This is a genomic window from Nevskia sp. (assembly GCF_021732705.1).
Lineage (GTDB): Bacteria > Pseudomonadota > Gammaproteobacteria > Nevskiales > Nevskiaceae > Nevskia.
In genome coordinates, this window is the sequence record NZ_JAKFUM010000003.1 from 459,822 (window position 1) to 479,387 (window position 19,566).

The window sequence follows — 19,566 nt, forward strand, 5'->3', positions numbered from 1 at the left end:
CGATGCGCCGATCATGCTGGCCGTGACGACCATGACGACGAGGTGATTTTTGTCAACAATCGCTCTGTTTCACGGCGCTGGCAGCGTGCGCAGCAGCGGGTCGGCGGAAAACTCGGCATCGAGATAATCGATGAACACGCGGGCCCGGCGCGGCAGCAGGCGCTTTTCGGCGTAGATCGCATGAATCGGCAGCGACGGAATGCCCCAGTCAGGCATCAGCACCTGAACCCGGCCGGATGCGATCTCGTCGGCGAACAGCCAGCGCGGCATCAGCGCGATGCCCAGACCGTCGAGCACGGCGGCCCGCACGCCTTCCGGACTGTTGACGCGGAAGCGTCCGCCAACGGTGATCGGTGCCCGCTCGAACGGCCAGACCGCGCCGGTGGCCAGCAGCGAAAACAGCACGCACTGATGCCGGGGCAGGTCGAGCGGCGTCTGCGGCGTGCCGTGGGCCGCGAGGTAGTCGCTGCTGGCAACACAGACGCGCCGCGCCGTGCCGATGCGCCGCGCGCGCAAAGCCGAATCGCGCAGATCGCCAACGCGGATCGCGACATCGACGCCTTCCTCGACCAGATCGATCATCCGGTCGCCAATCTGCAGATCGAGATCGATCTCCGGATATCGCGCGAGGAACGGCTTGACCAGCGGCAGGATCTTGTAGCGCGCCAGCGCGGTCGGGGCAGTCGCGCGCAGCAGGCCGGCCGGGTGATCCTCGCCGCGGGCGTTGGATTCGGCTTCGCGCAGCGCATCGAGCGCCGGTCGCAGCTCGGCGTAATAACGCTCGCCCTCCGAGGTCAGGGTCAGCCTGCGGGTCGAGCGGTGCATCAGCCGGGCGCCGACCTGCGCTTCGAGCGACGCCAGATGGCGGCTGACATTCGGCTGGCCGATGCCCAGCTCGCGAGCGACGGCGGACAGGCTGCCCGTCTCCACGGCGCGCGCGAAGCAATGCATCCACAGCAGGCGGTCCATGCGATGGGGCTCCGATCATTCATCCGGATTCATGCGCCACGCGCATGAGCCATATGTGTTTTGGTTAGCTTATCGCCAAAAGCGCATGAGTCGATAGTGCGGTCCACGCCGAAACGATTCGGTACCGAACGAGAACCGCCATGCTCCATTTCCCGCTGCCCACCGCTGAAACCGCTCCCGAAGCCAGCCGCGCGACGCTGGTCGCGGTCGAGAAGGCCTGGGGCTTCACCCCGAACCTGATCCGCACGTTTGCCAACAGCCCGGCTACGCTGCAGGGCGTCTGGGGTCTGCTGGGCGCGTTCCAGCAGTCATCGTTCACGCCGGCCGAGCGCGAGCTGGTGCTGATCGCCGCGAGCGTCGAGAACGCCTGCGGCTACTGCACCGCCGGCCACAGCCTGATGGGCAAGGGAGCCGGCCTGAGCGATGTCCAGATCGCCGCGCTGCGTGCCGGCCAGCCGCTCGAGAATGCCCGGCTCGAAGCGCTGCGCGTGTTCACGGTGGCGGTGGTGGCGAAGCGCGGCTTCGTCGACGATCTGGAACTGCAGCGCTTCCTCGCGCAGGGCTACAGCCAGGCGCAGGTGCTGGAAGTGCTGCTCGGGGTCGCGGCCAAGACGCTGACCAACTACACCGACCACATTGCCCGCGTCGCGCTGGACGATGCCTTCCAGTCCGCCGCGTGGACGCCCGCGCCGCGGCAGGCCGCCTGAGCCGGCCGCATTGGAGCGCCTGACCATGACCACCACCACACCCGTCGTCCTCATCACCGGTGCCCTGACCGGCATCGGTCGCGCCACGGCCTTCGCGTTCGCCCGCAGCGGTGCCCGGCTTGTCGTGTCCGGCCGCCGCGAGGCCGAAGGGGCCGCGCTGATCGCCGAACTGAACGGCCTCGGCGCCGAGGCGATCTTCGTCCCGGCCGATGTCCGCCACGAAGCCGACATCGCCGCGCTCGTCGCGAAGACGCTCGATGCCTTTGGCCGCCTCGATGTCGCCGTCAACAATGCCGGTACCGAGGGGCAGGGCGGGCCGATCACCGCCGTCGACGAGGCGGTCTACCACAGCGTGTTCGAGACCAACGTCAAGGGCGTGCTGCTGTCGATGAAGCACGAACTGCCGCCGATGGCCGCGCAGGGCAGCGGCAGCATCATCAACCTGTCGTCGCTGGCCGGGCATGTCGGCTTCGCCGGTGCGTCGATCTATGTCGCCAGCAAGCACGCGGTCGAAGGCCTGACGCGCAGCGCCGCGCTCGAAGTCGCCGGCTTCGGCGTCCGGGTCAATGCCGTGGCGCCGGGACCGATCCAGACCGACATGCTCGATCGCTTCACCGGCCGCAGCGCCGAGATGAAGGCCGGCTTCCTCGGCATGGTGCCGGCGAAGCGCGCCGGCACGGTCGAGGAAGTCGCGTCGACCATCGTCTATCTGGCCAGCGCCGGTGCCGCGTTCATCACCGGCCAGATCGTCAGCATGGATGGCGGCCTGTCGGCGCGGTGATGCCGGACCTCGCGGACTGAGCGCCGCGCCGGCCACGGTGCCCTGCCGCAGCGGCAAGGCACCGTGGCCGGTGGCGGCGCTGCGCCGGTTGCGCGCGGTGCTCCCGAGCCGGGCTCAACGGCCGCGCTTGTCGCGCACCATCGACACCAGCCGCTGGTAGTCCGCCAGCACCGATGGCGCGGCGTGCAGCGCAAGCGCGGCATCGCCGCTGCGTGCCGCCTGTTCCAGCGCGGCGCAGGCCTGCGCCAGCGCATCGGCGCCCAGCAGCCACGCGGCAGACTGGAAATCGTGCGCGACGCGGCCAAGCGCGGCGACGTCGCGGGTGCGCAGCGCAGCCTTGAAGCGCTGCTGCTGGCCCGGAAACTCGTCGAGCAGGGCCTGCATCAGTTGTTGATGATCGCTGGCGCCGTACGCTGATTTCAGGCGCTCGCCGATGCCTGCGACGTGACTTCCGGCGGCATCCGGCACCAGGCCCGGGCCAGCCACCGGACGGTCCGGCGTTCGTCGCAGCACGGCGGCGAGTTCGTGCACGTCGATCGGCTTGCGCAGGTAGTCATCCATGCCGGCTTCGCGGCAGCGCTGCTCGTCCGCAACCAGCGCGCTGGCGGTCACGGCAACGATCCACGGGCGAGGCCGAGCATCGCGCGCTGCCCCCGGCTGTCGCAGGGCGCGCGCCACGGCGAAGCCATCGATCTCCGGCATCTGCAGATCGAGCAGGATCAGGTCGTAGGCGCATGCCGTCGCCATCCGCAGCGCTTCGCGGCCATCACGGGCCAGATCGGCGGCCCGCGCACCGTGATAGCCGAAGCGTTCGAGCCAGTGCAGCAGCACCTGCTGGTTCACGCGATTGTCCTCGGCCACGAGGATGCGCAGCGGATGCTGGCTCGCCCATGCGCTGCGATCTTGCTCGGCCAGCGCCTCGGCTCCCGCCGACTCCGGCCCGTCGTCGAGCACGTCGGGCGCGGCCGGGAGGTCGATCTCGAAGCTGAAGGTCGACCCCTGCCCCGGCTGGCTCGTGGCCCAGATGCGGCCGTTCATGCGCTCGACCAGCCGCTTGGCGATGGCCAGCCCGAGGCCGGAGCCGCCGTAGTTCCGCGTGTGCGACGGATCCAGCTGGCTGAACACGCCGAACAGGCGATGCATGTGCTCGGCGGCGATGCCGATGCCGGGATCGGTCACCGAGAAGCGCAGGCGCCTGCCGGCGTCACCGAGGTTTTCGGCGGGCGGGGCCGATGCCACCTTCAGTACCACCGATCCGTGCTCGGTGAACTTCACGGCGTTCGACAGCAGATTGACCACGATCTGGCGCAGGCGCGCGGCATCGCCGAACACGGCCTGCGGCAGGTCGGCTGCAAGGTCGAGCGTCACCGGCAACTGCTTGTCGAGCGCACTGGCCGCAACCAGCTGCAGCGCTTCGTGCAGGCAGCTGCGCAGCACGAAGCGGTAGCGCTCCAGTTCCAGCCGGCCGGCCTCGGCCTTCGAGAAATCGAGAATCTCGTTGATGACGGTCAGCAAATGGGTGCCGCTGCTGCGGATGATGGTCACGTAATCGCGCTGCTGCGCGTTCAGCACCGTATCGAGCAGCAGCGAGGTCATACCGATCACGCCATTCATCGGCGTGCGGATCTCGTGACTCATGTTGGCGAGGAACTGGCTCTTGGCGGCTGCCGCCGCCTCGGCGGCTTGCTGGCTGCGCTTCAGTTCCTCGACATCGACCAGCGTGCCGAACCAGCGGATCGGCCGACCGTGATCGTCGAGCTGCGGGCGGCGATCGGTCTGATGCCAGCGGTACTCGCCGTCGTGTCGGCGCATGCGCACGAGCATCGGCTGGGATTCGCCGGTATTCAGGCAGTGCTGCCACTCGGCCTGCACGCGGGCGAGGTCGCCGTGATGGACGCTGTCCTCCCAGCCGTTGGCCATCAGTTGCTCGGCCGTGCGGCCGAAGTAGTCGACGCAGACGTCGTTGACGAAATCGAGCAGGCCGTCGGCCCCCGAACTCCAGATCTGGATCGGCACCGCGGCGGCCAGCGCGCGGTAGCGGGCTTCGGCATCACGGCCGGCAGCCGCCGCTTCGGCGGCGGCGGCGCGCGCTTCGAGCAGGTCCGCGGCGACGCCGATCAGGGCCAGCAGTTGATCGCGCTGCGCCGATGTCAGCACGCGAGGCCTTTCGTCGAACAGGCACAGTGCGCCGAGCGTTCGCCCGCCGCGGTCGTTCAGCGGCGCGATGGCGCAGTAGCGAATCGGGCGCGAAGGCTGCGCGCCGCGCTCGTCCTGCCGCGGATCCTGAACTTCGAGCAGGCCGTCCGGCATCGCTTTCGCGGCGGTCATCAGCGGGTCGACATCGATGCCCAGAATCGGCTGCGATGGTCCGGCGTCCGGCAGCAGGCGCACGTGCGGCATGTCGAGCAACGCGCTCGCCAGCCGCGTCAGCGACTCGCCCGCGTTCGCGGCAGCGGCATCCCTCCGATCCTGCGTCACGGCCCGTGTCCTCGTGGCGTCCCTGTCATGGCCGATTATCCACCGCCACCGGCCACAAAAAACCCGGCGCGAGGCCGGGTTCTTCGTGCAGCGAAGGTTGCGCTAGATGCGCGCCTCGATGCCGAACGCGGCGAAGCCCTTGGTCTCGAAGTTCTTGCGGAACATGTCGCGCAGCTTGGTGGCCGTCGCGTCGTAGTCCGCCGGATTCGGCCAGGTGTTGCGCGGGTTGAGGATGGCGGCATCCACGCCAGGGCAGGACTTCGGCATCTTCAGGTTCAGGATCGGCTGGGTTTCGGTTTCAACGCCGTCCAGCTCGCCGTTCAGTGCCGCGTTGAGCAGCGCGCGGGTCACCTTCAGCGACATGCGCTTGCCGGTGCCGTACGGGCCGCCGCTCCAGCCGGTGTTCAGCAGGATGCAGCGCGACTTGTGCTTCTTCATCTTCTCCGCCAGCAGCTTGGCGTAGACGTTCGGCTTGTGGGCCATGAACGGGCCGCCGAAGCAGGCCGAGAACGTCGGCTGCGGTTCGGTGACGCCGACTTCGGTGCCGGCCACGCGCGCCGTGAAGCCCGAGACGAAGTGGTACATCACGTCTTCCGGCTCGAGGATCGAGATCGGCGGCAGCACGCCGAAGGCATCGGCGGTCAGCAGCACGATGGTTTCCGGATGCGGGCCCTGGCCGTTCGGCATGGTGTTCGGCACCACGCTCAGCGGGTAGCTGAAGCGGGTGTTCTCGGCGATCGAGCCGTCGTTGAGGTCGAGCTCGTCCGGATGGCACTCGGCCATCGTCCTGCCCGGCAGCGGCGGCACGTTCTCGATGATCGTGCCCGGCTTCGACAGCGCTCCCGCGATCACCGGCTCGGCGTTCTTGTCGAGGTTGATCAGCTTGGCGTAGCAGCCGCCTTCGAGGTTGCACAGGCCGTTGTCGGACCAGATGGTCTCGTCGTCGCCGATCAGGCGGCGCGACGCGTCGGCCGACAGCGTGGTCTTGCCGGTGCCGGACAGGCCGAACAGGATCGCGCCGTCGCCCTTCTCGCCGACATTGGCCGAGCAGTGCATCGAGAGGCGGCCCTGCTTCGGCAGCAGGTAGTTGCCGACCGTGAAGATGGTCTTCTTGTTGACGCCGCAGTAGTCGGCGCGGCCGGCGACGATGCAGATCTGGTTGCGGGTATCGATGATCACGGCGGCTTCGGCGCGGCTGCCGTCACGCTCCGGCTCGCAGACGAAGCTCGGCACGTTGAGCATGGTCCAGCGGCGGGCATCGACATCCTTCACGCCCGGCAGGTTCTTCGGAAACATGTTGTCGCAGAAGAACGCATGGGTCGCGTACTCGCCGACGAAGCGGTACGGCACGGCGAAATCGGCGTCCGAACCCATGAACAGGTCCTTGACGTACAGCGTCGCCTGCTTGTCATTCAGATGGGCGACGACGCGCTTCAGCAGGCCTTCGTACTTGGTCGGGTCGTACGGCGTGAGATCGGCCTTGAACCAGATCTCGTCGGCGACTTCCGGCCACTTCACGGCGAAGGTGTCCTTGGTGCGGCGGCCGGTGCAGTCGGGATCGGTGTAGTAGACCAGCGGGCCGTTGACGCCGAGCTTGGTCGCGAACGCCTTCTGCGCATCCGACGGACCTTCGCGAGAAACGCGACCGCGATCGTTGGCGATCGCCTCGTGAAACAGCTGTTCCTTGCTCAGCTCGTACTTGTAGGTGACGGAGGTGAGACCGAACAGCTTCTCGAGGTCAGCCTGGAAGCTCGTCGCGGCGCTTTTCTGATCATCCATTGGTTTCGTTACCACTTTCTGCGAGGGAGAGGGTCGCGCGCCGAAAAATGTTGCGCTGCGGGACGTGCATTTTACGGAAACGGCGCCGAATAGGGGCCGGAGGGTTCATTTTTACGGGGCGACCGCCGCGGCGCCGTTTCAATCACCGCGATCGCAGGCAACGGTGGCGGAAAGACCGCCGTCCCTCAGATCGGTGCGGTGACTGCGCCGGCTTCGTTGTCGTCGGCCAGCTTGAAACCGGATACCGACTCGCGCAGCTTGTCGGACAGCGCATTGAGCTCGCCGACCGCCTGCGAGGTCAGCCCGGCGGATTCCGACGTCTGCATCGCGATCTGGCGGATCGACAGCATGGTATCGGCGATGCGCGTGGCGGCCTGCGATTCGCCACGGGCGGCGATGGCGATGTCCTGAATCGACCGCGCCAGTTCCTGCGACGAGGCTTCGATCCGCGTCAGCGCCTGGCCGGCTTCCTCGGCCGACTGGGCACCCGACACGACGTTTGCCGTCGAGCGCTCCATCGAGATGATCGCTTCGTTGGTATCGGCCTGAATGGTCTTGACCAGAGTCTCGATCTGGCGTGTGGCGGAGCCGGCGCGTTCGGCCAATCGCTGCACTTCATGCGCGACCACCGAGAAGCCGCGACCGGCTTCGCCCGCCATCGCCGCCTGGATCGAGGCATTCAGCGCCAGCGTGTTGGTCTGCTCGGCGATGTCGTTGATCACCTCGATGATGTTGCCGATTTCCTGCGACGACTCGCCGAGCCGCTTGATGCGCTTCGCCGTGTCCTGGATCTGCTCGCGCAGCGCGGCCATGTTCTGGATCGTGCGGCCGACGGTGTTGGCGCCGTTGTGCGCGATCTGCACCGAGCCCTCGGCTTCCAGCGAGATGTTCTCGGCACGGGCGGCAACGGCCCGCAGCGATTCGCTGGTGGCGGTGATCGCGGTCGAGGTCGCGGTGATTTCCTGCGCCTGACGCTCGGACGCCTCGCTCATCTTCAGCGCCGTGCCCTGCGTGCTGGCCGCGGCACCGACGATGTCCTCGGACGTGCGGTTGATCGTGCCGACGAGGCCGCGCAGGGTCTGCACGGTGTAGTTGATCGAATCGGCGATCGCACCGGTGAAGTCTTCGGTCACCGTCACGTCGACGGTGAGATCGCCGTCGGCCAGATTGGTGATCTCGTCGAGCAGATGCAGGATCGCCTGCTGCTGGCGGGTTTCCTTCTCGGCCGCCAGACGCGCCGCCTCCGCTGCCGCCTGCTGGCGCAGCCGCACGAACAGCGCGATCGCCCCGAGCGACAGCAGGCCGGCGACATAGGCGATCCACGGCAGCCAGGTCGGCAGGCCGTCCCTGACCGAACCGGCCTTGTCGTCGAGTGCGGCGAGCGTGCTGGTCAGGTTGACGATCGCCGCCGGCGTGCCGGCAGCGGCGGTCAGCAGTGCGGCAACCGGTTCGGCCTGCTGTGACGTGACCTGCGCGGCCTGCGCCAGGCCTTTCACGTCTTCCTTCAGCAACTGCACCGACGACGCGAGCGCTGGATCGGCCAGCAGGCTGTCGTTGTTCGACTGCAGCACGCGAATCTGGGCATCGAGATCGGCCACCGCGGCCTTGAAGTTGGCCCCGCGACCGAGCAGGCCGCCGGCCAATGCGTGGAGGCGTTCGAGTGCCACTGCCTGCTGCGAGGCCGCGCTCAGCAGGGCGGCCGATGCTGCCGGGCGTGCGGCGATCTTCTCGATCAGCGCGGCGACATTGCGCGCGAGCCCGCCATCGGCGGCCGGATTGTCCGAGGCATGGATCGCCGTACCGACGTAGCGCATCGCTTCGGCGACGCGCTGGTAAGGCTCGCTGCCGATGCGGATCGCGTCGATCGCGCCGCCGAGGCCGGACCACGCGGCCGCGGCCGCGTCGGCTTCGGGTCGGGCCGACGCCGGTGCCGCGGCAATCACGCCGGGCAGCAGGCCATCGATGTTCTGTGCCGCGGTGCTCAGCACCGCGAAGTCCGGCTGCAGGCCGGCCGCCGCGCGCTCGGCGGTGCTGCCGATCGCCAGCGCGCTGCGGGTCAGTTCGCGCAGTTGCGCCGCGAGCACCGGATTGGCGACCTGCCGGGTCTGCAGCAGCGCGAAGACGATGCCGACGACGAGCAGGCCGGCGGCGGCCACGCCGAGCAGGATGCCGTCGCGCCGGGCCGATGCCGGTCGGGTGCCGCGTGCGCTGCCGGTCCTCTTGTCTGCCATGTGCGTCCCTTGTTGCCGCTGATGACCGTGTTTCGAGGCGAGGCTGGCCGCAGGCTCAGCCGCCGAGCACGTGCTGGACCTTGCCGACCAGTTCCGCTTCCTGCACCGGCTTGACGATGTACTCGCGCGCGCCCTGCCGCAGCGCCCAGACGCGATCGGTTTCCTGACTCTTGCTCGACACCACGATCACCGGAATCGCGGCCGTGGCCGGATCGCGGGTCATCGTGCGGGTGGCCTGAAAGCCGTTCATGCCGGGCATGACGACGTCCATCACCACGCAGTCGACCTTCAGGGTCCGGACCAGCGCCAGCGCATCCTGGCCGGACGTGGCTTCGAACACCGAGTGTCCGGCGCGGGTCAGCGCGGCCTTGAGGAATTCCTTGTCCGTCGGTGAATCGTCGACCACCATCACGCGTGCCATGCGGGGCTCCGGCTGTTGCTGGACTGCGGGCAGACCATTGCGGCCTGACTATAAACCAGCCGCCCCGGATGCCCGAGACGGCGGTTCCGGCCGACTATTTACCCGCGCCAGACGCGGACGGCACGGCCCTCGAAGCGCTCGCCGATGAACGGCGTGTTGCGTCCGACGCTGTTGATCGTAGCCGGCGTCAGGCGCCAATCGTTTGTCGGATCGACCAGGCACAGATCGGCCTTCGCGCCCGGCGCGAGGCTCGCGGCGGGAAGGCCCAGAATGCGGCTCGACGCCGCACTCAGGCGTTCGGCCAGCGCCAGCGGCGACAGCAGTCCGTCGTGCACCAGCCGCAGGCTCAGCGGCAGCAGCGTGTCGACGGCGGAGATCCCCGGCTCGGTCAGCGGCAGCGGATTGGTCTTGGCATCGACTTCGTGCGGCTGGTGATCGGAACAGATCGCGTCGATCAGGCCGGAGCCGACCGCGGCGCGCAGCGCATCGCGATCGGCCCGCGCGCGCAGCGGCGGCAGCACGTGGGCCATCGCGTTGAAGCCTTCGAGATCGTGCTCGCTCAGGAACAGCTGATGCGCCGCGACATCCGCCGTCACCGGCAGGCCGCGCCGCTTGGCCGAGGCCAGCAGCTCGACGCCGCGGGCACTGCTCAGGCGGCCGAAGTGGATGCGGGCGCCGGTGTCCTCGACCAGCGAGATCCACTGCCGCATCGCCACCGCTTCGGCGGCGACTGGAATCGGCGCGAGCCCCAGCCGCGTGGCGACGGCGCCCTCGTGAGCGCAGCCGTTGTTGGCCAGCGCGGCATCGAGCGGCACCACGTGCACGGTCATGCCGAGGCTCGCGGCGTATTCCAGCGCCCGCCGCGCAACCAGCGCGCTGGCCATCGGCGTCAGGCCGTTCGACACACCGACGCAGCCGGCGGCCTTCAGCGCGCTGATCTCGGCCAGCGCCTCGCCATCGAGGCCCTTGGTCAGTGCGCCGAGCATGTGGACGTAGGTCCCGGCCGCCGCCTTGGCGATGCGGTTGACGCGGTTGACCATCGCGGTCGAATCGATCACCGGTCGCGTGTCCGGCGGCAGGCAGATCGCGGTGATGCCGGCGGCCAGCGCGGCATGGGTTTCCGAGCGCATCGTGCCTTTCTGCGTGGCGCCCGGTTCGCGGGTGCGCGCACAGAGGTCGACCACACCCGGCAGCAGCCAGTGGCCGCTGCCGTCGATGACCTCGGCGAAGTCGCCGCCGGCGGCATCGACGATCACGCCGTCGCGGAACGCAACATCGCCGATCGAATCGCTGCCGCTGCTCGGATCGAGACGGCGGACGTTGCGGATCAGTGTGCCGCCGTGAGGCGGGAGGCGGGAAGGGCGAGGCGTGGGAGCGACTGGCGCGTCCGGCGGAGTCATGCTGCTGCTGTCGTTACGCCTCACGCCTCACGCCTCCCGCCTGACGTCTTCACCGAGGATCATTGCCATCACGGCCATGCGCACCGCGATGCCGTGCTCGACCTGTTCGAGGATCAGCGACTGGTCGCCGTAGGCGACATCGCCTTCGATCTCGACGCCGCGGTTGATCGGGCCCGGATGCATGATCAGCACGTCCTTCGGCAGCTTCGCGAGGCGAGCCTTGGTCAGGCCGAAGTCGCGATGGAATTCGCCGGTGGACGGCAGGAAGGCACCGACCATGCGCTCCTTCTGCAGTCGCAGCAGCATGATCACGTCGACGCCGGCGAGCCCGGCATCCAGATCATTGAACACGGTGACGCCCATCGCCTCGATGCCGGCAGGAATCAGCGTGCGCGGGCCGACGACGCGGATTTCGGCGGCACCGAGCGTGCGCAGCGCGTGGATGTCCGAGCGGGCGACGCGCGAGTGCAGGATGTCGCCGACGATCGCGACCTTCAGCTTCGAGAACTCGCCGCGGTGACGGCGGATCGTGAACATGTCGAGCAGCGCCTGCGTCGGGTGCGCATGGCGGCCATCACCAGCGTTCAGGATCGCGACACCGGGAGCCGCGTGCTGCGCGAAGAAATGCGCGGCACCGCTGGCTTCGTGGCGGATCACGAACATGTCGACCTGCATCGCTTCCAGCGTCTTCAGCGTGTCGAGCAGGGTTTCGCCCTTGGCCGTGCTGCTGGACGCGACCTGGATGTTGATCACGTCGGCCGACAGGCGCTTGGCCGCCAGCTCGAACGTGGTGCGGGTGCGGGTGGAGGCCTCGAAGAACAGGTTGACGACCGTCTTGCCGTGCAGCAGCGGCACTTTCCGGCCGCGGCTGCCGCGACCGCCGGCATAGCGTTCGGTCTGATCGAGGATGTCGGTCAGCAGCGGCTTCGACAGGCCTTCCATGCTCAGCAGGTGGCGCAGACGCCCGTCCGGCGTCAGTTGCAGCGGATGACTCATGACGCCTCGGCTTTCAGCGGCGTCGGGCCGGGCACGGCCCAGAACTTGGCGGTGTCGCCGGACAGGTACTGCTCCAGGATCAGGCGCGCGGCGACGCCATCGCGCTCGCCCTTCTGCACGCGGTTCTTCTTGCGGCCGTCAGCGCGGGCGCTGCGGATTTCATCGTCCGCCGCACGCGAGGACATGCGTTCGTCGACCATGAACACCGGCAGGCCGTAGCGGCGGCGCAGCGTTTCGGCGAACTGCCGCGACGGGCCGGTGATCGGCTGGTCGCCGCCATCCATGTTGACCGGCAGGCCGACGATCGCCGCATCCGGCCGCCATTCCTTCAGCAGCTTGTCGATCGCCTGCCAGTCCGGTTCGCGACCGTTGCTGAGCACCGGCAGCGGGCGGGCGAGGCGGGTCAGGTCATCGCCGACGGCGAGGCCGATGCGCTTCAGGCCGTAGTCGAAGCCGAGATAGACCCGGGTCTTGGTCGGGACCGGAGATGCGGAAGTGACGGGGGTATCGACAGGGGCCTCAGGCATGTCCGGCGCGGCTCGCAAGATGGGAGATGTCAACGCCGATCAGCCGCGTGGCGGCGATCCAGCGTTCGGCGGCAGGGGTCTGGAACAGCACCGACGGCTTCACCGGCGCGTTCAGCCAGGAATTCGCCAGCACTTCAGTTTCAAGCTGGCCTTCGCTCCAGCCGGCGTAGCCGAGCAGCACCAGGTACTGGCTCGGGCCCTGACCGCGGCCGATGGCGCCGAGCACGTCGCGCGAGGTGGTGATGAACAGGTCCTCGTCGACCTTCAGGGTCGAATCCCAGCCGCCGGGCGCCGTGTGGACGACGAAGCCGCGCTCCGGCTGCACCGGGCCGCCCCAGAACACGATCGGATCGCTGTCCATCGCATCGTGATCGACGCCGATCTGGTCCAGCATGTCGGACAGCCGCAGGTCGGTCGGCCGGTTGACGACGAGGCCGAGCGCACCTTTCTCCGAGTGCTCGCACAGCAAGGTCACCGAATGACGGAAATTCTCGTCTTCGAGGCCCGGCATGGCCACGAGAAACTGGTTGCTGAAATAGCTGTCATCGGCCATGGCGGCAGTATCCGGTTCGCGTCGAGGGCTGACAAGACGCGCGATCAGCGTGCGAGCAGTCGCCGCTCGATCGCGTCGATCAGCAGGCCGCCGATGTCGGTGCCGAATTCGGCATCGATCTCGCGCGCGCAGGTCGGGCTGGTGACGTTGATCTCGGTGAGCGCTTCGCCGATGACATCGAGCCCGACGAACAGCAGCCCGCGCCGCACCAGTTCCGGACCGACCGCTTCGGCGATGCGCTGCTGCGCCGCGGTCAGCGGCCGCGGCACGCCCTTGCCGCCGGCGGCAAGGTTGCCGCGGGTCTCGCTGCCTTGCGGAATGCGGGCGAGGCCGTACGGCACGGCCACGCCATCGACGACCAGCACCCGGGTGTCGCCATCGACGATCGCCGGCAGGTAGCGCTGCGCGACGATGGTGCGGCGGCCGTTGTCGGACAGCTGCTCGATCACCGAGCCGAGGTTCATCGCATCCGGCCCGATCCGGAAGATGCCGCTGCCGCCCATGCCGTCGAGCGGCTTGTAGATGACATCGCGATGCTCGGCGTGGAACGCGCGGAGGGTCCGGTCATCGCGCGAGAACAGGGTGGGCGGGCACAGTTCCGGGAACCAGGCGGTGAACGCCTTCTCGTTGCAGTCCCGGAGCGACGACGGCTTGTTGACCACCAGCGCGCCCTGCGCTTCGGCGCGTTCGAGCATGTAGGTGGAAGCGACGAATTCCATGTCGAACGGCGGGTCCTTGCGCATCAGGATCGCGTCGAGGCTGCCGAGCTTCACGACTTCCGGCTCGGCGGTGAACTCGAACCAGTGCTTATTGTCGTCGAACACGGTGACGGCGCGGGTGCGGCCATAGGCGATGCCGTCGCGCAGCCAGAGGTCACCCTGTTCGAGGTAGCGCAGCGCCCAGCCGCGCTTCTGCGCCGCCAGCATCAGGGCGAGCGTCGTGTCCTTGTACGGCTTGATCGACCCGATCGGGTCCATGACGATGCCTAGCGTTTTCATCGGTTCGCGGGAGGCGGGAAAGTAGGCAAATGGTAGCGGATCGACCCACCCGCCTTCCGGCAGTCGATAATGGCTGCATGTCCAATCCTTCGCTTTCGCTGATCGCGCCCCCGCTGCCGCCCGGGCAGGTGCTGACCGACAAGTTCCCGCTGGTCGGCGAACTGGCGGCGGCACCGGGGCTGAGTGCCGCGAGCTGCCGGATCGAGATCGGCGGGCTGGTGGCTACACCGCTGAGCTTGAGCCTTGCCGAGCTGATGGCCGTGCCCGATGCCGAACGCATCGTTGACATCCATTGCGTCACCGGCTGGTCGCGCCCCAGCTTGCGCCTGCGCGGCTGGCCGCTGGCCGCCGTGCTGGCGCGTGCCGGCGTGCACGCGGACGCGCGCTATGTGCGCTTCGTCGCGCACAGCCTGCGGGCGCATGACACCTCGCTGCCGCTGGACTTCGCGCTGGCCGATACCTGGCTCGTGCACAGCGTCGACGGCGCACCGCTGAGTGCCGAACACGGCGGACCGATCCGCACCGTCACGCCGAGCCGCTACTTCTACAAGAGCCTGAAATGGCTTGCGAAGATCGAACTGATGGCGGAAGACCGGCTCGGCTACTGGGAACGGGAAAGCGCGTACCACAACGAGGCCGATTTCCGCGCCGAGCAGCGCTTCGACGATGCCCGCGTCACCGCGCCGGACGCCGTCGCCGCATTCCGCGACGCCACCGATTTCGCCCCGTGGCGCGACACCGTGCTGCTGAAGGCCCGGCTCGGCGGCTGGACGCCGAAGACCCGCGATCTGCGCGGCATTCAGGCCAAGTCCTGCAGCTTGCGCAATGCCCGCCTGGCCGAGGCCGATCTCGGCGGGGCCAACCTGAGCCTGAGCAACTGCGAAGGGGCCGATCTGCAGCGCGCCGATTTCACCAAGGCCGATCTCGAGGGCGCAAGCTTCGCCGGCGCCGACCTGCGCGGTGCCGTCATGGTCGACAGCTTCCTGTCGGCGGCCCGCTTCTATCGCGATTTCGCCAACGGCAAGCGGCTGGCCGCGCAGGTCGAAGGCTTGCGGCTGGTGCGGCCGCGCGGCCTGCTCGAATCGCAGGCGGAATTCCTGCGGCAGCAGGGGGTTGCCATTTCCGAATGATGAACAACTCGCCGTTGCGGTTCGCCGCGTTGTCGGTCGCCACGGCCTGCGTGGTGCTGACTTTGAAGCTGGCCGCGTGGTACGTCAGCGGCTCGGTCGGGTTGCTGTCGGATGCACTAGAGACGCTGACCAATGTCGGTGGCGCGCTGATGGCGCTGACCATGCTGCGGCTGGCGATGCAGCCGCCGGACGAGATCCACGCCTACGGCCACGCCAAGGCCGAGTACTTCTCCAGCGGCTTCGAAGGCATGCTGATCTTCGTGGCCGCGATCCTGATCGCGATCGAAGCCGTGCCGCGCCTGTTCGCGCCGCAGCCGATCGAGGCGCCGGGCCTCGGTCTCGGCATCGCCGTGGTCGCCACGGTGATCAACTTGGTCGTCGCGCGGCTCCTCAAGCGCGCCGGCAAGCGCCTGAATTCCCTGACGCTGGATGCCGATTCCCGGCACCTCATGACCGATGTCTGGACCACCGTCGGCGTGCTCGTCGGCCTGCTGCTGGTGGTGGTCACCGGCTGGCTGTGGCTCGATGCCGCGATTGCGCTGCTGGTCGCCGCCCATGTGTTGCTGGAAGGCTTGAGTCTGGTTCGCGAAGCGGCCAGCGGCCTGATGGACGCGGCGTGGCCGGATGCCGAACTGGCCGAGCTGAACACGGTGCTCGACGCCTTCCGGGCCGAAGGCGCGCCGGGCGAGATCGAGTTCCATGCCATCCGCACGCGGCAGGCCGCCGCGCTGCGTTTCGTCGACTTTCACGTGCTGGTGCCCGGCGAGTGGTCAGTGCAGCGCGGCCACGACCTGATCGAGCGGATCGAGCAGGCGCTCGGCGAAAAGCTGCCGCAACTGGCAGTCAACGCCCATCTGGAGCCGTCGGAAGACCCGCGGTCCTACGAAGACGAAGGTATCGCGCGCTTTCGCACCTGATCGCCTGCGACGGCGTTCTGCCCGCACGGCAACGGTGCGCGGCGCACCGGACTGGGCTGCATTTGCTGTGGCGGCCGCGACGAGTCATCCCTACACTCTGCGTGAACAGTCGTGTTCCGACGGAGTGATCGGATGTCCATCGTGTTGAAAAGCTTGAAGGTTTCAGTGCATGCGCTGATGTGCGCCGCCACGGTCGGACTGCTCGCGGCCTGTTCCGGCAGCTCCGCCCCGGACACGGCATCGAGCAGCCCCCTGCAGGCGCCGCCGGATGCGCCCGGCGTCACCAACACGGTGCCGGCCACGCCCAGCGCTGGCCAGAGCCGCGCAGGGCAGGTCTACAACGTCAGCATCCGGGCGCCGGCGACCGGCGACACGATGGTGTTCACCGTGTTTGAACCGGCCACCGTCACCGGCGGCCGGCGCTATCCGCTGGTGCTGCACAGCCACGGGTTCTCGGCCAGCCGCCAGACCTCGCTCGCCAGCAATTCGGCGACCAGCGCGCTGAGCCCCGGCACGGCGGAAATCCCGATGCTGGTGGCCCAGGGCTACGGCGTGATTTCGATCGACGAGCGCGGCCACGGCGAATCCAGCGGCACGATCCGGGTGATGGACCCGGATTTCGAAGGCCGTGACCTGATCGCCGTGCTCGATTGGGCCGAAGTCCGTCTCGACTGGCTCGCCCGCGGCCGCAGCGCCGACGGCCGCGATCCGGACAATCTGGTCGTCGGCGCTATCGGCGGCTCCTACGGCGGCATGTACCAGTTCCTGCTGAACAACATCGACCCGCGCCGTCGCCTCGATGCCTTGGTGCCCGAAATCGCTCCGAACGATCTGACCTACAGCCTGTTCCCGAACGGCACGATCAAGGCCGGTTGGGATTCGGCGCTGTTCTTGCTCGGCAACACCGCCGGCAGCGGCCTCGATCGCGGCCACTTCGATCCGTACATCCAGCGGCTGTTCACGACCGACCTGCTGACCAACCAGATCGCGCCCGATCATCTCGACTTCTTCCGCTATCACTCGAACGCGTACTTCTGCAACGGCCAGCGGGTGGCGACCAACGGCGGCGCCGGCACCACGCCGGGCTTCTCGCCAACGCCGCCGCCGAGAGTCAACGCGCTGTTCTGGCAGGGCTTCCGCGACACGCTGTTCAACTTCAACGAAGGCTTCGCCAACTACCAGTGCTACCGGCAGGCCGGCGGCGACGTGCGCCTGCTGACCTACCAGTTCGGCCACAACGCCATTCCGCTGATTCCGGACCCGGGTGCGCTGCTGCACCAGCCGCTCGGCGACTCGCTGCGCACGCAGTGCGGCGTGGTCCAGAAAAGCGATGCGACCATCGCCTTCTTCAACGAGTACCTGAAGGGCCAGCGCGGCGCGACCAATGCCGTGGTGCCGAACCGGGTCTGCCTGTCGCTGTCCGGCACCGATGCCGTGCAGGTCGACACCGTGGCGCGCGGCACCGGCGGCACGCCGATCACGATTCCGGATACGCAGGTCGTCACCGGGCTGATCGACGTGCCGGTGATCGCGCCGCTCGGCATCACGGCCGATGCCGCTGGCACCGTGCTTGGCGGCATTCCGCACCTGCGCGTGACCGTCACCGACACGCTGCCGGTCCCGGTGCTGAACAGCGATCCGATCGTGTTCGTCGGCGTTGGCCATCGTCGCGCTGCCGGCCCGCTGCGGTCCTGGGATCTGGTCGACAACCAGGTCACGCCGCTGCGCGGTTACGGCGTGCACGATGTCGACCTGATCGGCGTCGCCGAGCGCCTGCTGCCGGGCGACGAGCTGGCGCTGCTGTTCTACGGCGGCCACGACCAGTATCACGTCACCGGCAGCCTGAACGTCGCCAGCCCGACGATCACCACGGTGCGGATCGCCGGCCAGGTCTGGATGCCGCTGCTCGGGCCGCTGGCGAACAGCGGGCAGTAGCGGCCAGCCGTTCCACCGCCCTCCTCATTCCGGCGCAGGCGGGAATCCAGCCTGCGCTCATCGACCCGGCGCGCTAACCGCGGGGCGGGGCCCTGCGGGCACCCGGTGACCGGTGCCCGCAGGCCCGACCGTTACAATGCGCGTCTTGACTCACGCTGACCCGATCACCGCCATGACCGCTGTCCAGAATCCCGCGTCGCTGCCGAGCCTGCTCGGTCCGCATTGCTTCGATGATCCGGACCGCCTGCGCCGCTACGAGATTCCGGAGCGCGGCGAGCCCGGCAAGGCCAGCGGCCTGCTGCTGCCGCAGAGCGAGGCCGAAGTCGGCCAGCTGCTCGCGGCGTGCAGCGCGCACGGCGTCAAGCTCGTGATCAGCGCCGGGCGGACGGGCCTCGTCGAAGCCCAGCGTCCGGATGGCGAGTGCGTGCTGAGCCTCGAGAAGCTCGACCAGCCGCTGCGCTTCACCACGCCGGACGGCGACGTCTTCGCGTTCGGCGAACGCGCCGCCCCGGAAACGCACGCCGATGCCCTGGCCGCATGGTGGCGGGCGCGCGGTGCGCCGCCGTGCGCCGACGGCGTGCTGGAAACGCAGGCCGGCATCGCCGTGGACGCGGTCAACCGCATCCTCGAACCGCTTGGCCTGATGTGGCCGATGGAGATGGGTTCGTCGAGCGCCGCGAGCGTCGGCGGCTGCGTGGCCAATGCCTCGGCCGGTGCCAACGCCGTCTGCTACGGCACGGCGGCCCATCTCGCGGTGCAGGCATTCGGCTTCAGCGGCGACGGTCGGGCCATCGTCAGCGATGCGCCGGCCTGGAAAGCGGTGCCGGAAGATCTGCTGGCGATCAATTCGGCGGCGCCGCACCCGGAGTGGGGTCTGATCGGCACGCAGGGCGTGCTCGGCGTGATCACCCGCGTGCGGCTGCGCGCCTACGCGATCCCGGGCCAGCGCGAGGCGGCGCTGATTCCGGTCGCCGACATGCCGGCCGCGATGCGGATCCTCGCGGCGGCGCGGGCGCTGTTCGGCGCCGATGTCGAGGAATTCGAATTCATCGGCAAGCCGGCGCTGGAACTGGTGCGCCACCTGAAGGGCGAGGCCTTCCGCAGCCCGCTCGCGCGGCATGACGCGCCGTACTACCTGCTGCTGCAGGTCAAGTCGCACAAGGCGCATGTCGATCTGGCCGGCATGCTGTACGAATTCCTGGCCGACGACGTCAGCCTGCCGGAAGAGCAGATCGGCTACGCGCCGCTGAAGGCGCTGAAGGAGATCCGCCATTCGATCACCGAGGCCAGCAACCACCGCATGCGCGAGCTCGGTGGCGGCCGCCTGAGCTTCGACACGGCGACGCCGGTGTCCGTGTTCGGGGATTACCTCAAGGTGCTGGAAGCCGAGCTGAAGGCGGAATTTCCGAACGTGGCGCTGATCGCGTTCGGTCACGCCGGCGTCGGCGGCGCACACCTGCACATCCTCGGCACGAAGGACGCGCCGGTGTCGCAGCACGCCAAGGCGCTGGTCAAGATCGTGTTCGACGTGACGCAGGATTTCGGCGGCACGTTCAGCGCCGAGCATGGTGTCGGCACCAAATGGGGCGACGAGTTCATCGCGCGTGCGCCGGCGGCCACGCATACGGCGCTGGTCGCGGCCAAGCGCCGCCATGATCCGCAGGCCACGCTCAGCCCGCGCAGCTTCGCGCTGGATCGCTTGTTGCTGGCATAAGCCGAAGCGCTGTCCGTCCTCCCGCGTGCT

At 68.5% G+C, this 19,566-nt stretch carries 16 protein-coding genes; 6 read left to right on the forward strand and 10 right to left on the reverse strand.

Going from position 1 to position 19,566, the window contains the following annotated elements; genetic code table 11:
• Positions 1 to 69: 69 nt before the first annotated feature.
• Positions 70 to 969, reverse strand: a complete 900-nt coding sequence (locus QZ951_RS04410) for a LysR family transcriptional regulator (RefSeq protein ID WP_292998949.1) — start codon at positions 967 to 969, stop codon at positions 70 to 72.
• A gap of 140 nt (positions 970 to 1,109) precedes the next feature.
• On the opposite strand from QZ951_RS04410, the gene QZ951_RS04415 reads away from it, so the two are divergent.
• Both QZ951_RS04415 and QZ951_RS04420 read left to right on the forward strand, forming a co-directional pair.
• On the forward strand, positions 1,110 to 1,676 hold the full coding sequence (locus QZ951_RS04415) for a carboxymuconolactone decarboxylase family protein (protein WP_292998951.1): 567 nt from the start codon (positions 1,110 to 1,112) through the stop codon (positions 1,674 to 1,676).
• A 25-nt stretch (positions 1,677 to 1,701) separates the two neighbouring features.
• Entirely contained in the window at positions 1,702 to 2,457 is a 756-nt protein-coding gene (locus QZ951_RS04420; protein WP_292998953.1) for a glucose 1-dehydrogenase, read from the forward strand.
• A gap of 114 nt (positions 2,458 to 2,571) precedes the next feature.
• On the opposite strand, the gene QZ951_RS04425 is transcribed toward QZ951_RS04420, so the two are convergent.
• The 9 genes from QZ951_RS04425 to gshB form a co-directional block, all read right to left on the reverse strand.
• Positions 2,572 to 4,935 carry a PAS domain-containing hybrid sensor histidine kinase/response regulator gene (locus QZ951_RS04425; RefSeq protein WP_292998955.1) on the reverse strand — a complete coding sequence of 788 codons (2,364 nt, stop codon included), beginning with the start codon at positions 4,933 to 4,935 and terminating at the stop codon, positions 2,572 to 2,574.
• 102 nt (positions 4,936 to 5,037) lie between these two features.
• A complete protein-coding gene (locus QZ951_RS04430; protein ID WP_292998957.1) occupies positions 5,038 to 6,714 on the reverse strand; it encodes a phosphoenolpyruvate carboxykinase (ATP) in 1,677 nt (558 codons plus the stop codon).
• A 185-nt stretch (positions 6,715 to 6,899) separates the two neighbouring features.
• Complete coding sequence (locus tag QZ951_RS04435) at positions 6,900 to 8,945, reverse strand: methyl-accepting chemotaxis protein (protein WP_292998959.1); 2,046 nt, start codon at positions 8,943 to 8,945, stop codon at positions 6,900 to 6,902.
• Positions 8,946 to 9,000: 55 nt separating this feature from the next.
• The gene (locus QZ951_RS04440; RefSeq protein WP_292998961.1) at positions 9,001 to 9,366 is read right to left on the reverse strand and encodes a response regulator; all 366 of its coding nucleotides are present in this window, start codon (positions 9,364 to 9,366) and stop codon (positions 9,001 to 9,003) included.
• A 98-nt stretch (positions 9,367 to 9,464) separates the two neighbouring features.
• Positions 9,465 to 10,766 carry a dihydroorotase gene (locus QZ951_RS04445; protein ID WP_292998963.1) on the reverse strand — a complete coding sequence of 434 codons (1,302 nt, stop codon included), beginning with the start codon at positions 10,764 to 10,766 and terminating at the stop codon, positions 9,465 to 9,467.
• 27 nt (positions 10,767 to 10,793) lie between these two features.
• Complete coding sequence (locus QZ951_RS04450; protein ID WP_292998965.1) at positions 10,794 to 11,762, reverse strand: aspartate carbamoyltransferase catalytic subunit; 969 nt, start codon at positions 11,760 to 11,762, stop codon at positions 10,794 to 10,796.
• Positions 11,759 to 12,289, reverse strand: coding sequence for a Holliday junction resolvase RuvX (ruvX, locus tag QZ951_RS04455; protein ID WP_292998967.1), 531 nt, complete (start codon positions 12,287 to 12,289; stop codon positions 11,759 to 11,761). Before ruvX ends, QZ951_RS04450 begins: the two co-directional genes overlap by 4 nt.
• Complete coding sequence (locus QZ951_RS04460; protein ID WP_292998969.1) at positions 12,282 to 12,842, reverse strand: YqgE/AlgH family protein; 561 nt, start codon at positions 12,840 to 12,842, stop codon at positions 12,282 to 12,284. The genes ruvX and QZ951_RS04460 overlap by 8 nt, the downstream gene beginning before the upstream one ends.
• 44 nt (positions 12,843 to 12,886) lie before the next feature.
• Positions 12,887 to 13,840, reverse strand: a complete 954-nt coding sequence (gene gshB / locus QZ951_RS04465; RefSeq protein WP_292998971.1) for a glutathione synthase — start codon at positions 13,838 to 13,840, stop codon at positions 12,887 to 12,889.
• A 77-nt stretch (positions 13,841 to 13,917) separates the two neighbouring features.
• On the opposite strand from gshB, the gene QZ951_RS04470 reads away from it, so the two are divergent.
• The 4 genes from QZ951_RS04470 to QZ951_RS04485 all read left to right on the forward strand — a co-directional run bounded on the left by QZ951_RS04470 (position 13,918) and on the right by QZ951_RS04485 (position 19,536).
• Entirely contained in the window at positions 13,918 to 14,970 is a 1,053-nt protein-coding gene (locus QZ951_RS04470; protein ID WP_292998973.1) for a molybdopterin-dependent oxidoreductase, read from the forward strand.
• Positions 14,970 to 15,887: a cation diffusion facilitator family transporter gene (locus QZ951_RS04475; protein WP_292998975.1), complete on the forward strand. Its 918-nt coding sequence runs from the start codon at positions 14,970 to 14,972 to the stop codon at positions 15,885 to 15,887. The genes QZ951_RS04470 and QZ951_RS04475 overlap by 1 nt, the downstream gene beginning before the upstream one ends.
• 132 nt (positions 15,888 to 16,019) lie before the next feature.
• Positions 16,020 to 17,822: a CocE/NonD family hydrolase gene (locus tag QZ951_RS04480; RefSeq protein ID WP_292998977.1), complete on the forward strand. Its 1,803-nt coding sequence runs from the start codon at positions 16,020 to 16,022 to the stop codon at positions 17,820 to 17,822.
• Between the two features lie 172 nt (positions 17,823 to 17,994).
• Entirely contained in the window at positions 17,995 to 19,536 is a 1,542-nt protein-coding gene (locus tag QZ951_RS04485; RefSeq protein WP_292998979.1) for an FAD-binding oxidoreductase, read from the forward strand.
• The last annotated feature ends 30 nt before the right edge of the window (positions 19,537 to 19,566 follow it).

What these genes read in the sequence shown, in the direction of transcription:
- QZ951_RS04410 (WP_292998949.1), bottom strand. Translation starts at nt 969, where the DNA reads ATGGACCGCCTGCTGTGGATGCATTGCTTCGCGCGCGCCGTGGAGACG.
- QZ951_RS04415 (WP_292998951.1), top strand. Translation starts at nt 1,110, where the DNA reads ATGCTCCATTTCCCGCTGCCCACCGCTGAAACCGCTCCCGAAGCCAGC.
- QZ951_RS04420 (WP_292998953.1), top strand. Translation starts at nt 1,702, where the DNA reads ATGACCACCACCACACCCGTCGTCCTCATCACCGGTGCCCTGACCGGC.
- QZ951_RS04430 (WP_292998957.1), bottom strand. Translation starts at nt 6,714, where the DNA reads ATGGATGATCAGAAAAGCGCCGCGACGAGCTTCCAGGCTGACCTCGAG.
- QZ951_RS04435 (WP_292998959.1), bottom strand. Translation starts at nt 8,945, where the DNA reads ATGGCAGACAAGAGGACCGGCAGCGCACGCGGCACCCGACCGGCATCG.
- QZ951_RS04440 (WP_292998961.1), bottom strand. Translation starts at nt 9,366, where the DNA reads ATGGCACGCGTGATGGTGGTCGACGATTCACCGACGGACAAGGAATTC.
- QZ951_RS04445 (WP_292998963.1), bottom strand. Translation starts at nt 10,766, where the DNA reads ATGACTCCGCCGGACGCGCCAGTCGCTCCCACGCCTCGCCCTTCCCGC.
- QZ951_RS04450 (WP_292998965.1), bottom strand. Translation starts at nt 11,762, where the DNA reads ATGAGTCATCCGCTGCAACTGACGCCGGACGGGCGTCTGCGCCACCTG.
- ruvX (WP_292998967.1), bottom strand. Translation starts at nt 12,289, where the DNA reads ATGCCTGAGGCCCCTGTCGATACCCCCGTCACTTCCGCATCTCCGGTC.
- QZ951_RS04460 (WP_292998969.1), bottom strand. Translation starts at nt 12,842, where the DNA reads ATGGCCGATGACAGCTATTTCAGCAACCAGTTTCTCGTGGCCATGCCG.
- gshB (WP_292998971.1), bottom strand. Translation starts at nt 13,840, where the DNA reads ATGAAAACGCTAGGCATCGTCATGGACCCGATCGGGTCGATCAAGCCG.
- QZ951_RS04470 (WP_292998973.1), top strand. Translation starts at nt 13,918, where the DNA reads ATGTCCAATCCTTCGCTTTCGCTGATCGCGCCCCCGCTGCCGCCCGGG.
- QZ951_RS04475 (WP_292998975.1), top strand. Translation starts at nt 14,970, where the DNA reads ATGAACAACTCGCCGTTGCGGTTCGCCGCGTTGTCGGTCGCCACGGCC.
- QZ951_RS04480 (WP_292998977.1), top strand. Translation starts at nt 16,020, where the DNA reads ATGTCCATCGTGTTGAAAAGCTTGAAGGTTTCAGTGCATGCGCTGATG.
- QZ951_RS04485 (WP_292998979.1), top strand. Translation starts at nt 17,995, where the DNA reads ATGACCGCTGTCCAGAATCCCGCGTCGCTGCCGAGCCTGCTCGGTCCG.